General features: G+C 36.9%; 18 protein-coding genes. 14 read left to right on the forward strand and 4 right to left on the reverse strand.

Annotated elements, in window-relative coordinates; genetic code table 11:
• The first annotated feature begins 114 nt into the window (after positions 1-114).
• The 9 genes from ACZ5N7_RS00880 (at position 115) to ACZ5N7_RS00920 (ending at position 7,718) form a co-directional block, all read left to right on the forward strand.
• Positions 115-1,440, forward strand: coding sequence for a site-specific integrase (locus tag ACZ5N7_RS00880; RefSeq protein ID WP_464656539.1), 1,326 nt, complete (start codon positions 115-117; stop codon positions 1,438-1,440).
• Positions 1,441-1,458: 18 nt separating this feature from the next.
• Entirely contained in the window at positions 1,459-1,923 is a 465-nt protein-coding gene (locus tag ACZ5N7_RS00885; protein WP_464656541.1) for a hypothetical protein, read from the forward strand.
• Positions 1,924-1,945: 22 nt separating this feature from the next.
• Positions 1,946-2,128, forward strand: a complete 183-nt coding sequence (locus tag ACZ5N7_RS00890) for a hypothetical protein (RefSeq protein ID WP_464656543.1) — start codon at positions 1,946-1,948, stop codon at positions 2,126-2,128.
• A gap of 58 nt (positions 2,129-2,186) precedes the next feature.
• Positions 2,187-3,170: a tyrosine-type recombinase/integrase gene (locus tag ACZ5N7_RS00895; protein ID WP_464656545.1), complete on the forward strand. Its 984-nt coding sequence runs from the start codon at positions 2,187-2,189 to the stop codon at positions 3,168-3,170.
• Positions 3,167-4,042, forward strand: coding sequence for a phage integrase N-terminal SAM-like domain-containing protein (locus tag ACZ5N7_RS00900; RefSeq protein ID WP_464656547.1), 876 nt, complete (start codon positions 3,167-3,169; stop codon positions 4,040-4,042). Before ACZ5N7_RS00895 ends, ACZ5N7_RS00900 begins: the two co-directional genes overlap by 4 nt.
• A 69-nt stretch (positions 4,043-4,111) precedes the next feature.
• Positions 4,112-5,374 (forward strand): replication-associated recombination protein A, encoded by a 1,263-nt coding sequence (locus ACZ5N7_RS00905; protein WP_464656549.1) that lies wholly within the window; start codon positions 4,112-4,114, stop codon positions 5,372-5,374.
• A gap of 196 nt (positions 5,375-5,570) precedes the next feature.
• A complete protein-coding gene (locus ACZ5N7_RS00910) occupies positions 5,571-6,074 on the forward strand; it encodes a hypothetical protein (protein WP_464656551.1) in 504 nt (167 codons plus the stop codon).
• A gap of 262 nt (positions 6,075-6,336) precedes the next feature.
• Entirely contained in the window at positions 6,337-7,182 is an 846-nt protein-coding gene (locus ACZ5N7_RS00915; protein WP_464656553.1) for a hypothetical protein, read from the forward strand.
• A gap of 164 nt (positions 7,183-7,346) precedes the next feature.
• Positions 7,347-7,718, forward strand: a complete 372-nt coding sequence (locus ACZ5N7_RS00920; RefSeq protein WP_464659090.1) for a protein NO VEIN domain-containing protein — start codon at positions 7,347-7,349, stop codon at positions 7,716-7,718.
• A 58-nt stretch (positions 7,719-7,776) separates the two neighbouring features.
• On the opposite strand, the gene ACZ5N7_RS00925 is transcribed toward ACZ5N7_RS00920, so the two are convergent.
• Genes ACZ5N7_RS00925 through ACZ5N7_RS00935 form a run of 3 tightly spaced genes read right to left on the reverse strand, consistent with a single transcriptional unit; the run spans position 7,777 to position 9,128 of the window.
• A complete protein-coding gene (locus ACZ5N7_RS00925) occupies positions 7,777-8,361 on the reverse strand; it encodes a class I SAM-dependent methyltransferase (protein ID WP_464656554.1) in 585 nt (194 codons plus the stop codon).
• 9 nt (positions 8,362-8,370) lie between these two features.
• Entirely contained in the window at positions 8,371-8,685 is a 315-nt protein-coding gene (locus ACZ5N7_RS00930; protein ID WP_464656556.1) for a hypothetical protein, read from the reverse strand.
• Positions 8,682-9,128, reverse strand: a complete 447-nt coding sequence (locus tag ACZ5N7_RS00935) for a MarR family winged helix-turn-helix transcriptional regulator (RefSeq protein WP_464656558.1) — start codon at positions 9,126-9,128, stop codon at positions 8,682-8,684. Before ACZ5N7_RS00935 ends, ACZ5N7_RS00930 begins: the two co-directional genes overlap by 4 nt.
• Before the next feature lie 177 nt (positions 9,129-9,305).
• Here ACZ5N7_RS00935 and ACZ5N7_RS00940 point away from each other — a divergent pair, with 177 nt between their 5' ends.
• On the forward strand, positions 9,306-10,022 hold the full coding sequence (locus ACZ5N7_RS00940) for a hypothetical protein (protein WP_464656560.1): 717 nt from the start codon (positions 9,306-9,308) through the stop codon (positions 10,020-10,022).
• On the opposite strand, the gene ACZ5N7_RS00945 is transcribed toward ACZ5N7_RS00940, so the two are convergent.
• Entirely contained in the window at positions 10,003-10,347 is a 345-nt protein-coding gene (locus ACZ5N7_RS00945) for a helix-turn-helix domain-containing protein (protein ID WP_464656562.1), read from the reverse strand. The two genes, ACZ5N7_RS00940 and ACZ5N7_RS00945, sit on opposite strands and share 20 nt — an antisense overlap.
• A 234-nt stretch (positions 10,348-10,581) precedes the next feature.
• Here ACZ5N7_RS00945 and ACZ5N7_RS00950 point away from each other — a divergent pair, with 234 nt between their 5' ends.
• The 4 genes from ACZ5N7_RS00950 (at position 10,582) to ACZ5N7_RS00965 (ending at position 13,843) form a co-directional block, all read left to right on the forward strand.
• On the forward strand, positions 10,582-11,475 hold the full coding sequence (locus ACZ5N7_RS00950; RefSeq protein ID WP_464656564.1) for a F510_1955 family glycosylhydrolase: 894 nt from the start codon (positions 10,582-10,584) through the stop codon (positions 11,473-11,475).
• A gap of 196 nt (positions 11,476-11,671) precedes the next feature.
• Positions 11,672-12,100, forward strand: a complete 429-nt coding sequence (locus ACZ5N7_RS00955) for a BlaI/MecI/CopY family transcriptional regulator (protein ID WP_464656566.1) — start codon at positions 11,672-11,674, stop codon at positions 12,098-12,100.
• Positions 12,090-12,980, forward strand: a complete 891-nt coding sequence (locus ACZ5N7_RS00960; protein WP_464656568.1) for a M56 family metallopeptidase — start codon at positions 12,090-12,092, stop codon at positions 12,978-12,980. Before ACZ5N7_RS00955 ends, ACZ5N7_RS00960 begins: the two co-directional genes overlap by 11 nt.
• Before the next feature lie 20 nt (positions 12,981-13,000).
• Complete coding sequence (locus ACZ5N7_RS00965) at positions 13,001-13,843, forward strand: hypothetical protein (RefSeq protein WP_464656570.1); 843 nt, start codon at positions 13,001-13,003, stop codon at positions 13,841-13,843.
• The last annotated feature ends 14 nt before the right edge of the window (positions 13,844-13,857 follow it).

Genomic DNA, 13,857 nt, shown 5'->3' on the forward strand with positions numbered 1-13,857 from the left:
CGTGAATTAGCGAAATATTATGCCTTACAAAAAAGAACTGGCTTGCAATCGCTACAAAAGAAGATTGAGTGGATTGGATATTTCTTCGAGTATTTTGATGAGAATTATCCTTACTTGAAACTTAAGGACATCAACAGAACTATTATCGGGAATTTTGAGGAGTACCTCAGGCAAAATGATACGCCTGATATGCAAAGGGCGATTTATAACGGAGTTCGTGATTTTTTCGAAACAATGAGTGAGTTTCCCGAGTTTCCTCCTGTACCAACGAAACGTCATAATCCGTTTCCGCTTATTCTTAGACCAAACGATGAAAAGTATATTCCACCGGACATCGTTGAGAAATTCGATTATGTAATGAAGCACGAAGACCAATTTGATATTCCATTAGAACTACGTTTGGCATATTGGCTGCTTCGCACGTTTCCAAGCCGAGGAACTGAGATATTGAGTCTAAGGCTTGATTGTTTAAAGACCACATACAGTTATTACTTTCTGTTTATTCCGACTTTCAAACAAAACGGCGGATATGATCGAGAAGAGCTTAAAGCGATTCCAGTTCAATATGTGGGTCACGGTAAGTATATTATCGACCTTATTAAACGGGTTCAAGAACAAACTAAAAGCAGATTAATGAGCTATGAATTGAAGAATGAAAAAGATGCCAAGTATTTGCTTTTAACAACAGGCTTTGAATTCAAAAAAGACCCAGAGAAAAAAATTAGAACGAATAGAACAAAACAGCATAGCAAGTTGATTACTTTTCATAATCAAAAAATCAATACTTCGCTGAAAAGTATCGCAACCATTTTGAACATTACTGATAAAGATGGTAACATCTACGCCCCAACTACACATCAATTTAGACACAATGGGGTGACTGAACGTAGGCAATTTGGCTACACGGTTGAACAGACCGCTTCGGTTTCAGGTCATAAAAGCTTTGCAATGATGATGCGTTACACCCATCCACAGATGGAAGCTCATCAAAAAATCTTAACGGAGTTGTTACCTGAACCTCAAAAAGCACCGGTCGAATTTGAAAGTGTTATTTTCAACTTAGATGACGAGACAATCGAGATGCTAAATATGGATAAGCCCAAGTATTTAACTTGGGAAGTGAACGGGATTAAAGGAGTGGGCATTTGTAGCAATATATCCGGTTGCAGACCTAATGGCGCAACTTCGGTTCATTTTGAATGTTACGCTTGCAGTTGGTTTTGCCCAAGAGCGGAGTATTATGAGGACTACAAAAAGGAGTTACAACATTGGGAAGAGATCATTGAAGAAACCCAGAACAATCCAAAACGAGCATCGACCTTTGAAAATGCTATTCGTAACGCCAGTTATATTCGGCGTATTGTTCAGATTTGTGAAAATGGCATTGAAAGGCATAAGCAAGAAGTTATCAAGAAAATACAGCGTGGAGAGTTGAAGTAAACATCGTAGGTGATGAGGATGAATCGGGGGCTTAAAAAATTTCAAGAGAACAAGAAGTTAGAATATAAGAAAAAGGTCTTGAAAGCTGTGGAATTTATTAAAAAGCACGAAGGCGAAAATGCTATCCTTTCCGCAGAGAAAATCATAAAGTTGTCCAAGGTTTCCAAGACACTTTTGTACAAAGAGCATATTCGCCCTCTATGGGATCGGAACTGGCAAGCCGAACAATCGGAAGGGGGAAAGGAACAGCAGAAACTTGTCCAAAAAGAACTCGCCGCATTGCAAGCTGAAAACGAGAAGCTACAAAAGCATTTAAAGAATGCAGAACAAAAAATCGAACAGATGGAAAAGAAATTGGCTAATAAACAAAATTATTGCGATGGACTTGAAGAACGGTTGGACGAGTATCGTGAAACAAACAAAAAGTTACGTGGTGAAATCACCACCCTACAAAATCAATTAAAAGCCAGAGGTTTAACTTAATTCCATTCAGGAGGTTTTTAAGATGGGAAATCGTTCAAAACACCGCCAGATACAAGAAAAAGAAAAGATGATGGAACAAATAGAAATGTTGAAGTCAGAGGCTGTCGAACTTCGTAATGCTAATCAAATTCTTCTTGGAAAAATTTATATTATGCAACACCAACTTCAAAACTTACAGAAAGATGGACAACTAAGATCACGTTAAGTTCTTCCATATAAAGATTCAAATCAAGCTATTCAAACATTCGAGGAGGAAATCTACAATGAGTTATAAAATTGAACAAAATAAAGATAAGCATTATATCATTACGAAAGATGGACAGGTTCAAACGATTTTATCAGATTGGCTTAAATATCGTTCATTTAAATGCTCCAACTTAACGGTAAGAACAAATGCGGGATCATTAGTCCGATTTCTTAAGACAATTGAGATCGAAGGCATTGATTATTTGAAAGTAGATGAAGATACAATGAGTCAATACATTAGAGGATTGCTAGATAAAGGGTTCTCATATAACACATTGAAAAAAGAAGTGTGCATCTTAGAGAAATTTTACAAATGGCTTAATGACTCAAACATTGTAGAGCATCGACTTATCTGGTTTAAAAGATCTCCAAAACGATTTATGGTTTTGCCCCCTTATGATTCTAAACACACAATAATCAATAAAAAACGATTTACAGAAGATGAAGTATATCGCTTTATTAGAGCCATACCGAAGCTGCGTGACAAATTAATGTATTCCTTTTACGTGATTCTTGGCATTCGTAAGTTGCCTTTGATCCATATAACAATTGACGGTTTTGATGCAGAGAAGGGGATTTTAAAATACTCGGAATTAAAAACTAGACAAGAACAAGTACGAATAATTCCCCCAAATGCTGTGGCAATGCTTCAAAAGTATATCCAAATCGAACGACCTACACCGGTAGAAGGAATGAATATGCTCTTCCTCTCGGATACAGGGAAGAAATATTCCATCGAGCAGTTCCATAAAAATTTACGTAAGACGGCTGATGAGATGGGTATGGATAGAGGAATTATTAATGTAGGTCGAGCTTACGTCATGATAAGAACTTACAATCCACAGCTTGAAGTTACAAATCCAATCTGGATGCATAAGTCTCTTTTAATGCTAAATCGACATGCTCACCCTCATATGACCGAAATGAATAACCAAAAACTCTTCCTGAAGCTTTCCGAAGATGAAGTAGCAGTTGGAAAGGAAGGAGATGATGAAGAGTGAAAAAAGATGTTATATACACAAAACTAGATAAAAACAACATGTTGAACGTGACAAAAAATCAAATTCCCATACCAGAGATTAACGATTGGCTCAATAATCATTTGAATTGTAAGAAAAGTACTGTACGTTCATATGCATCCCATATAGTACGCTTTCTTCGATATGTGGGAGATAAAGGGTTGGATTACAAGACAGTACCCGATTCAATATGCAATTCCTATACCAATCATCTTCGAAATGATTGGAACTATCAAGAACATCAGGTCTCTCCAGCAGTGAGCATACTGCGTAGATTTTATAGATGGATGGTAGGTCAGGGTATTGTTTGCAAAAATCCGTTCGTTGTTGTTAATCACCCTCTACTCCTTACTTCAGAAGTTCAGAAATTTTCAAAAGCTGATATTCCTGAACGGGAGATTAAACTTCTTGTTAGCGGATTAAGTTTTCAAAGAGATGTCATATTGTTTATTCTCAATAATGTGTATAAACTTTCGATTGAAGCTCTGCTCGATGTCAAGGTAACGGATTTTGATTTTTTATCCCGAAAACTTTACGTATGGAAAAGTAGTCGTAACAAGTTTGAGATTCAACTGCATTTGTCCATATGCAACGCAATACAACGGTACTGTGAAGAAGAACGAAATGAAGACGACTTAGAAGGAAGTGAATATTTATTTTTGTATCGTAAAGGTTCAAAGCGGGGTACTCAATTTACATCCAGTCATTATCGTTGGAACTTAGAACAAGCTTCAGGCAAGTATTATCTTAACCTTGATTTATTAAAAGATTTAAAGAAGAAAGTCTATTATAACTACGAATTTGAAAAGAGCATGTTAGAAATTTCGACGTTTGCTTCTCCTATCGCTCTCTAAGCGCATTTCTAAATAGTCCATTTTATGCTACAATATACGGAATCCCTGTTCGTATAAAGGTGGCACGAAATGGACTTATTTGATTTTGCACAAAACGAACGGACGGCACCTACACCACTTGCGGAACGTATGCGTCCTCGGACGTTAGATGAATATATCGGTCAGCAGCACATTGTTGGGAAAGGGAAATCCCTACGTCATTTGATTGAAACTGACCAAGTTCCTTCGATGATTTTACAGGGTCCACCATCATCGGGAAAGACCAGTTTAGCGACGATTATCAGCAAGCTCACGGATGCTGAATTTATTAAATTAAATGCAGTTTCTTTGGGAGTCGCCCAACTACGTGAAACATTCGAACAAGCGCAAGAACTACGAAAATTATATGGTAAAAAAACAATTGCATTTATTGACGAGATTCACGCAATGAAGCGAAACATTCAAGAAACCCTGCTTCCGTACGTTGAGAACGGCGTTATTACGCTTATTGGCTGTACAACAGAGAGCATTGCCCACGATATTATTCCGCCGCTGGTTTCTAGATGTAGGATTTATCAATTGACAGCACTTACCCCAGAAGATGTGAAGGGCGTAATTTTATCGGCTTTAAGCGATACGGAAAGAGGACTCGGTAAAAGCCATCTCACGATTTCTGAAGAAGCATTACATTACATTGCTGACGTATGCAATGGAGATATACGAGCTGCGCTGAATGCACTTGAAGTAGCAGCATATTCGCTTCATAACAGTAATGAGATTGATTTAAACGCTATTCAGGAAGCGTTCCAGTTTCGCTTAAACGGCATTAACACCAGTGATATGTACAATCTGATCTCCGCCTTTATTAAGTCGATGCGAGGTTCCCAAACAGACGCTGCGCTGTACTGGTTAGCCAGATTACTTGACAGTGGTGTTGACCCCATATACATTGCCAGAAGGGTAGTAGTCCATAGCTCTGAAGATGTGGGGATGGCGAATCCACATTGTCTCCAGATGGCAATAGCAGCTCAACAAGCCGTCCAGTTCGTAGGGATGCCGGAAGGACGGTTGGCGCTTGCGCAAGCAGTGGTGTATCTCTGCGAAAGCCCGAAATCCAATAGCGTCTATAAAGCCATAAATTCGGCTCTGGAGACTGTTCGTAGCCAAAGGCAGTACGATGTACCCAAGGACATTAAACACGCCACCACGACCTATTTATACCCCTTTGACAACCCAGGCAAGGATACCAACGAATATCTCCCGCCTGAATTGAAAAATGTACGGTTTTATCAACCCCAGGATTCAGGAACGGAGAGCAAGATCTTTACTAAATATCAGTCCAAGAAACAGTGAAGGTGCATACTTTGGTATGCACTTTTTTGTTGCTTCTTGATTGTATACGATGCTTTTCGGAAGTCAAAAGCTGTTTCCGAATAATGGATTTGTTACATCTGAAAAAAGGCATATTCAAAGTTGTTATAAAAAATAGTATTCTCGTTATCTCCTTGGGAAATCTATCCGTAGAGGACTCCAGGAAGGACTGAGTGTATTGACTTCAATATGGAAACAATCAAAAGAAAAAGAGGCATTACATCCGATTCTCATTCCAAATATAGAATACAAAAAAACAATGTCACGTAGTTACCATTTCGCCCAAGAGATTAAATCTCTTCAGCCTAAAGATCAATTCAGAAATCGTATTACACTTAAAATTTTTGACGGTACGGATATTAAGAATCAGCCCATATTACCTGATGATAACTTTAAGGCAGATAATATCCAACAATGGCTTTATACAACTGTGATTGGGCGGGTGCCATATATTTTTTATTATCTGTCCTCTGAAGGCAACAACTCAATGAACATTGCTTTTCAATGTATAAAATCGATGCAGAGAAATGCTGAAGTTGGCAATGACCTTACAGAGGTAATGAGGAGGTCATTAGCATATTGTAATGACAAAATTGAAGCCATCCAGTTAGCCCAAGCCATTGAAAAGGGCATCAACTATAAAAATAGCATCACTGTAATCAATTCGCTTTTTACAAGTTAATTTCAAGATATCATTGATTTTAGAAATTATTACGAACAGCGAACTATACGCTTTACGAACCTCAAAACAGTGGTGTCGAAGCAAAGATATATTATATGCCAAATACAATGGACAAAAACATACTTAAACCAAGGGCTGTTTTTGTTAGATGTTGATTTTCTCAATAAGTTCCCACGGAAGAATGGATTAACTTCCATAATCTTAGGTGCAAAAATATGGTAAGATATGTTTGAGATAAAATGACTTAAGGGGCTGAAATCAGTTGGCGAGAAGAGAAATTTTATATGCTAAAGATATGGAAGCTTTATTAAGTGATCATCCAATAAGCATTGAAGCAATAAACCTTTTCCTATCATTTTATTCTGCGAAAGCCAATTACAAAAGTGCCATTCATGACCTTCTCTTTAATCAAATAGAGATTCTTGACGTGACTGAACTAACCATCGAGCATTACGAAAGTCATATTCCACAGGATCGGGAATTAAATTCCCAACAAAGTTATAAAAATAGATTTTTTCAATTTTTGTATTCAATGGATTATCTAAGAAATCCAAATGGTTTTGAAAGGCATATGCATAAGGAAAGTTTATTGAAGGAATTTTCAACAAATAACGTAAAACCTAAAAATATTAAAAACGAAGAAAAAGCTCTAACAATTGAAGAATTAATGCAGATTCAAAATGTTATTGAGGCGGTCTCTACAAAGCACGAAACATTAAAAATGCAGTTTTGTTGGTTTGCAATATTTGAGTTGGGGTTACCAATTGACGAAGTAAGAAAGAGCATCACAAGTGATAATTTTTCAAACGGCGCACTTAATACATCTCTGGGGTCATTTTCGATTCCAGAAAAATACAACCAAATGTTTATACAATTAAGCCAAGAACATCATGGTTTCGCTACATTGGATGTGTACATTGCAAATATCGGAAAAGATGCAAAACTAAAAAGAAAACTCATTCCAATTATGATAAAACAAGCCAGAACGAACTCTATGGTTAAGTGCGGAAACTGTTTTGAAAGTTACCCAAATTTGGCTCATAACTGGCGTTCAATTAACAATAGAATCGTATGCGTAGACTGTGCAAATAAATTAAAAAAAAACTAGAATTTGAAGTTGTTATTTCTTCAATCGATAATACAGAGGTCCAAAACATTGAATCAAATGGAGACTTATCAATTCTTTATACGTATGACGAATTAAAACATAAACTTAAAAACAAACCAATAGACTACATAGGACTTCATGAACTACAAATCAAAATAGGCAAAATAGGCGAGGCATTCGTTTACGAACAAGAACGAAAGATTTTAATGGGAACAAAATATCATGAAAAGATTGATCCGAGAAAAGGATTGGATCCTTCAAACGGGTACGATATCCTTTCTTATACCTTAGACGGGCATCCAATACATATTGAAGTGAAGGCAACCACGGGCAAGGAAGATAATTTTTACTTAACAAAACATGAGTACAACACTGCCTGTAGAATGAAGGAAGATGGATTAAGTTATCTGATTTATTTTATAAAAGAAGTTATGTCAACGAACCCTAAATTGGAAATAATAGAAGATATTACGGCTAATAACGGTTTCGAAAAAGAGGAGTATAACTGGCTAGTTACGAAAGTAGAACAATGTTAACATTAAAAATTTACAGAGCCAAACACAGAAAACCATCACTCACGGTGGTATTCTGTATTTAAGATAATTTCTTTAAAAGCAAAAAATAATGTTCGTTTTCCTGTTTTCCCCACGTGAGTATATTGAACTTATCCAAAACCAGTTCCTTTATTGTTTCTAATGACATTCGATTTTTGAGAGGAGGACCGAATTCACCTTTGGCTTCTGGATCAAACTCGGAAATTAATATTTGAGTTTCAAGCGTTGTCACGGAAGCAACATTTTTGAGTATGCTTTCGGAGGAATCGGAATGATGTAATACATCAGTTAAGAAAATCAAATGAAACTTATCTGTGACTTGGAAAGGTTCTTCTGCATTAGCTTCGATAATCAATATGTTTTGGAGATTTTCGGATTCCTTTTGCTGCTCAAGAAGCCCAATGGCTCCTGCTGATTTTTCAATGCTTACCACTCGACCCATTGGTCCAACGACTTTGGCATACTCACATGTAAAGACACCTGGACCCGAACCAATATCCAAAATGTACTGTCCTTCAACCATACCGGTGATTTTGATCCATTCCGAAACCAGTGGAAATCTAAGTAACTGCCGCTTTCTAACCTCTTCCCAAGCTAAATTGGATAAATCTTTGCGGAATTCCATATGTCCCTCCTACCATCCAAAATGAATGAGTGTATTGGCAATAAAAAAGACAGATAAAACCACAGAAAGTGCCGTGATACCAATGATTTTCTTATCTTTACAACGATGCTTCACCAGGCGATATATTGAATATAAACCCGTAAGCAGTGTGGCGATAATCATAAATCGTCTTATCCAAAAAACTGCGCTCATTGTCGCCATCATATTTGTTGAACCGCCTAAAAGCATTAATATTCCCATATGAAGCCAATGATGTGAAGACGCAAGAAACGATAACAAAAACGACAGAATCGAATTGCTTACTTGCTTTTTCGTGTTTATCATGTGTTTGCCTCCTTGTGTTTTTGTAAGCTTTTCGTGAAAGTTTGGAACCCTTTTAAGATGGTTTCCTGTTCCTCTTCGGAAAGGTCGTTTAAAATGCTCTGATAATAATGGATGGACTGTTTTCGAACCTGCTCAATGGTCTTTGTGCCCTTTTCTGTAATCGTCAGCAGAACTTCTCTTCTGTTGTTTTCGTTTTGTACACGGTCTATAAATTCTTTCTTGACCAGCTCTTCAACTAAACGACTTACACTGCTTCTCTCCAAATACAATTTACTTGCAAGTTCGCTTAAAGTAAGCGTATTTTTTTCTAATTCTTGAAGAGCAAACACTTGGGATAAGGATAATGAATAACCACAAGGAGTGACCGACTGTTCAAGAAGACCAAATAACCTGACAAACTGCTGAACACTATTTCGTAAATCCAATATTTGTTCTGAATTCAATTCCCTCACTCCTATTAGTGTATTATACAACAATTGTATTATACATCAATTATGCATGCAAATGTGATTTTAGTTATAAGGATTGCGCCCAAGATTTGGATATGTTAAAGTATAAATATATTAATACTTATTTAATTTATCAGTATCATTATAACAATACAACGGAGGTCGATACTAATGGTAATTCCGAATACTACCTGTGAAGAAGATTTGGAGTTGTTGAAATACTTTATTAAACATCTTCAAGTGGAGGATTCCGTATTTGCGTTTTCTCCCTCTGGAGAGTCCGTAGTTCAACCACTCGTAAATGAAAATAATTATGTATTTCATACGAATACTTTACTACAACAATTAGATAACCCTATTGGAATAAAAAAAGTCCAATTTTACTTGGACTACGTTGGAATGGACGACGAAGATAAATTCAATGTCGTTTCGGATTTGATTGAAAATGAACGAACTCTATATAACACAGGCATTGAGGCAATCGGAATCATTAATGTAAAAAAAGCTATGCTACAAAAAAAGTTAATTTTAGAAAATGACTTTTTCTCCATTTCCCCAAAAACCGATTATCATAAGGGCAACTATTATTTTTATCTTATCTATTTGCTTGAAACTATTGCGATGAGGGACTATATTTTTAAAAATGATATTGATGTATTTCCTTGTTTTGAGCCTGTCCATTTTTACAATATCGCACAAATGACAATGGAATCATTTATAAAGCATTTGGGTAATTCCAATTTGAATTTAGTATTTGAATATTTTCATATTACATTCAAACCGAAATATCAACATTTACGAAGTGAATTCCACGCCAAAAGAACACGTCTTTTGCAACTGCTTGCGGAGCAATTGGGTGAAAAGTTTCTTACTTCCTCATCGCTTTAATTAGTCCCAGTACCAACGAAACATCTCTGTCATGGTCAGTCTTCAAGAGATAGTCCAAAATGGTTAGAATTTGTTCCTTGTGTGCGGAAGCATGTATGTTAGTTACCAATTTATCGTTTTTCTCAAAGATATCGCTCAGTTGTATATGTAGGGAGGAGCATACGTCAGCTAGCTTATTGATGCTGAAATTGGCTTCTCCTCTTTCCATTTGTGCTAAATATGATTTGGTTATATTACTTATTTTGGCTAACTCTTCGATGGTTAGTCCTTGCTGCTCCCTTAACATTCGAATGCGACTTCCTATGTATTGTAATGCATCGCTCATAATGAACCCCCAACTAACGGTGTGGCTGCTTTCATTTTATTATATATCAATTCATACACATGTGAATGAAAAGTTGTAATTCAGTTTCATTCACATGTGTATGGTAAGACTCAATATGCAACTACGTTGAAAGGTCGGTTCTTCTGAATCGGCTTTTTCTTTGTCAAATTTGACTTCGACATATAATTACACTACAATGCGTGGGGTAGTATTACAAATGAAGAGGAGAACCGAATGAAGAAATTATCCATAATGATTATCTGTTTGCTTACGGTTGTTACCACTGCATGTACAAAAAGTACCTCTGTTCATTTAGAGCATATTCACGGATTTGGTTACTCCGCAGACGGAACACAAATCCTAGTTCCTGCACATACAGGATTAGTATCGTATTCCAATGGTCAGTGGAAACCCATTGATACAGCTAAACACGACTATATGGGCTTTACCACTGTTGATAATGGCTTTTACAGTAGTGGTCATCCCGCCGCTGGTTCTGAGCTTAAAAACCCCATTGGAATCGTTAAAAGCTCTGACATTGGCAAATCCTTATCCAAACTTGGATTGGAAGGCGAAAGCGACTTTCACGCTATGACCGTTGGATATAAAAGCCACGCCATTTATGTTCTGAATGAGCAACCGAACTCTAAAATGAAAATACCTGGTCTGTATTACTCCTTGGATGACGCAAAAACTTGGACAAAAAGTGAATCCAATATTATAGCTTCTCAACCAACAGCAATAGCAGCTCACCCTACTGATACGAATACCATTGTAGTAGGTAATAAAAAGGGGCTGTACGTATCCAAAGATAACGGCAATCATTTCGAAGATATGTTAACCAACGTTTTCGTGTCAGCACTCTATTTTGGAGTTAATGGTGACTTATTCGTTGCAAGAGTTCAATCACCGGCTATTGTCAAATTAAATCTTGCTAATCACACGCAAGAACAAATTAGCATACCAGCACTCGACCAAAACAATCCCATATTATATATTGCTCAAAACCCAACCAATGAGAAAGAACTTGCATTTTCGACCAACGGACGTGATGCATTTATCAGTAAAGATTTAGGACAACATTGGACTCAAATCGCTAAAAATGGTGAGGCTATATCTCAGAAATAAGTCTGAGACGATACAGCGGCGGAAGATTCAATCCGCCGCTGTTTGTTACTCTAATGCATTATGTACCGCTTTCGCTTATTTGACTCTGATGATTTTTTACCCTACAATATGTAGGGTAATGATTCATTTTTAAATCAAATGCAATGTACAACTATGCATAATTACCCTACAACATGTGTGGTAAGGGGGAGAGCCTATGTCAGTCAATAAATATAACTTTAATGGGGAAGGTCTAAATCGCTTTTTTGGCGCATTAGAAGCAAGAATAATGGACGCTATTTGGGCATCAGGTGAATTAAGCATAAAGCAAGTTCAGGAAAGGATAAATCTAGAAAACCCCATTTCCTTTAATGCTGTAAATACCGTAATGAACCGACTTGTTGAAAAAGAACATCTCACCAGATATACACAAGGACGTACAACTTTCTATCGATCAATACAAACCAAAGAAGAATTTTTACACGCTCAAACGAAAACAGTCACATTAGGATTAATTGAAGATTTTGGTGGTCTTGTCGCCTCTCACTTTGTCGAAGCGCTTAACGAAGCCGAACCTTCTTTTCTTGAGCAATTGGAAAAGAAAATAAACGAGTTAAAAAAAAGGAATGAATCTAATGGTTCCTAAACTCAAATCAAAAATTGCGTTTAGTGTTATTTTGTTCGTCGGTTTATTTATGCTTTTCCAAATGGTTGTATTTCTGTTTCACCATATCGGTATGCATATTTCACATGTAATGGAAATGCAGTCGATACTACCTCTTACAAGCGAACATTCTGTGGTGGGGTTGGTATTGAGCAGTATATTTATCGTCGTGTTGAGTCGTATGTTTTGGCAAATTGGTAAGCAAATAAACCTTTTTATCAAATATCGAAAAGACTTCTCAAAGAACCAAGACATTCAAGCAACAATCGAGTTAAACAAGAAATACCCAAGCTTCAAGAACAACATTATCGTTGTTAAGAACGATCAGCTATTTGCGATGACCTTCGGTTTTATCAAACCGAGAATTGCGATTTCAAATGCTTGGCAAACGCATTTCACGATTGAGGAAATTGAGTCTGTGCTTCTTCACGAACACTTTCACTGTCGTAACCGTGACCCACTCAAATTTCTTATCATTCGAATTCTTTTAGAAGGCATCGCTTATATTCCCATTCTAACAAGTGTAGTCCATTACTACAAAACTTGGAGGGAATTATTAGCAGACCAATACGCAATGAAAAAAATGAACACGGAACTTCACTTAGGTTCTGTTTTGCTCAAACTAAATCAGCGTATATCAAACGTTCAAAAACAAAATTCATTTCGTGAAGTTACAGCACATTTCGCTGATAATGCCTTACATTATCGCATTCAACAAATTATTTCACCTAAGCAAAAAATTCATGTTCCACTTGCCAAACATCAACGATTTGCTCTGTCTGTATTTTTGTTTGTGGTAAATGTATTGGTTTTTGTAAGTTGTGTAGATAAAGGATTTGTATTGCACAAATTCTTATATTAAAAAAGGATGGAGAGAACCAAATGAAAAAAATCTTATTGCTTGTATCCTTGTCACTTGTTTTAGTTTTAGGTGCATGTTCTTCAAAAATGGACCATTCAAATATGAACCACAGTGGTAATAATGGTATGGCTGGAATGGATCACGGAAATATGGGGGGAAGTAACGCAACCGACGACTCCATTCAAGCCACTTGGAAATTGTCCAATGACAAACCACAGAGTAATCAGAATGTAGATATATCGATTCAGGTTAATGATAAAAATGGTAAGTCCATTCAAGACTTTGATATTGTACACGAAAAATTGATGCACCTCATTGTTGTTAGCAAAGACCTTTCGTATTTCGACCACATTCATCCTGACTATAAAGGCAATGGGTTATTTACCATAACGACCAAATTCCCCATTGGGGGCGATTTTAAGCTATATGCTGACTTTACACCCAAAGGTGCTTCAAAGTCGGTTAAAACGGATATGGTAACTGTCCAAGGTGATGCTCCGAAGCCAGTTGCACTCCAACCTGAAACAAATCTCACCAAAGTCATTGATGGCAAAGAAGTCACCTTGTCCTTTGACCATGTGATGGCGAATATGGACCTGAATATGAATTTCAATATCAAGGACGCTCAAACTAAGCAACCCATTACGAACCTCCAACCATATTTAGGCGCTGTTGGACACGTGGTAATCATTAGCGAAGACACAAACCTCTATCTTCACGTCCATCCTTCTGACGAAAAGGCAACAGGTCCAGACGCTAAATTTATGACGAACTTCCCAAAAAGCGGAACCTATAAAATATGGGGTCAGTTCCAATATGAAGGCAAAGTCTTCACGGTTCCATTCGTAGTTAAGGTTCCATAAATTCAAAACGAACT

It is taken from the genome of Paenibacillus sp. JCM 18996 (assembly GCF_055392555.1).

What these genes read in the sequence shown, in the direction of transcription:
- ACZ5N7_RS00960 (WP_464656568.1), top strand. Translation starts at nt 12,090, where the DNA reads ATGGTTCCTAAACTCAAATCAAAAATTGCGTTTAGTGTTATTTTGTTC.
- ACZ5N7_RS00945 (WP_464656562.1), bottom strand. Translation starts at nt 10,347, where the DNA reads ATGAGCGATGCATTACAATACATAGGAAGTCGCATTCGAATGTTAAGG.
- ACZ5N7_RS00930 (WP_464656556.1), bottom strand. Translation starts at nt 8,685, where the DNA reads ATGATAAACACGAAAAAGCAAGTAAGCAATTCGATTCTGTCGTTTTTG.
- ACZ5N7_RS00890 (WP_464656543.1), top strand. Translation starts at nt 1,946, where the DNA reads ATGGGAAATCGTTCAAAACACCGCCAGATACAAGAAAAAGAAAAGATG.
- ACZ5N7_RS00905 (WP_464656549.1), top strand. Translation starts at nt 4,112, where the DNA reads ATGGACTTATTTGATTTTGCACAAAACGAACGGACGGCACCTACACCA.
- ACZ5N7_RS00925 (WP_464656554.1), bottom strand. Translation starts at nt 8,361, where the DNA reads ATGGAATTCCGCAAAGATTTATCCAATTTAGCTTGGGAAGAGGTTAGA.
- ACZ5N7_RS00965 (WP_464656570.1), top strand. Translation starts at nt 13,001, where the DNA reads ATGAAAAAAATCTTATTGCTTGTATCCTTGTCACTTGTTTTAGTTTTA.
- ACZ5N7_RS00955 (WP_464656566.1), top strand. Translation starts at nt 11,672, where the DNA reads ATGTCAGTCAATAAATATAACTTTAATGGGGAAGGTCTAAATCGCTTT.
- ACZ5N7_RS00885 (WP_464656541.1), top strand. Translation starts at nt 1,459, where the DNA reads ATGAATCGGGGGCTTAAAAAATTTCAAGAGAACAAGAAGTTAGAATAT.
- ACZ5N7_RS00895 (WP_464656545.1), top strand. Translation starts at nt 2,187, where the DNA reads ATGAGTTATAAAATTGAACAAAATAAAGATAAGCATTATATCATTACG.
- ACZ5N7_RS00950 (WP_464656564.1), top strand. Translation starts at nt 10,582, where the DNA reads ATGAAGAAATTATCCATAATGATTATCTGTTTGCTTACGGTTGTTACC.
- ACZ5N7_RS00940 (WP_464656560.1), top strand. Translation starts at nt 9,306, where the DNA reads ATGGTAATTCCGAATACTACCTGTGAAGAAGATTTGGAGTTGTTGAAA.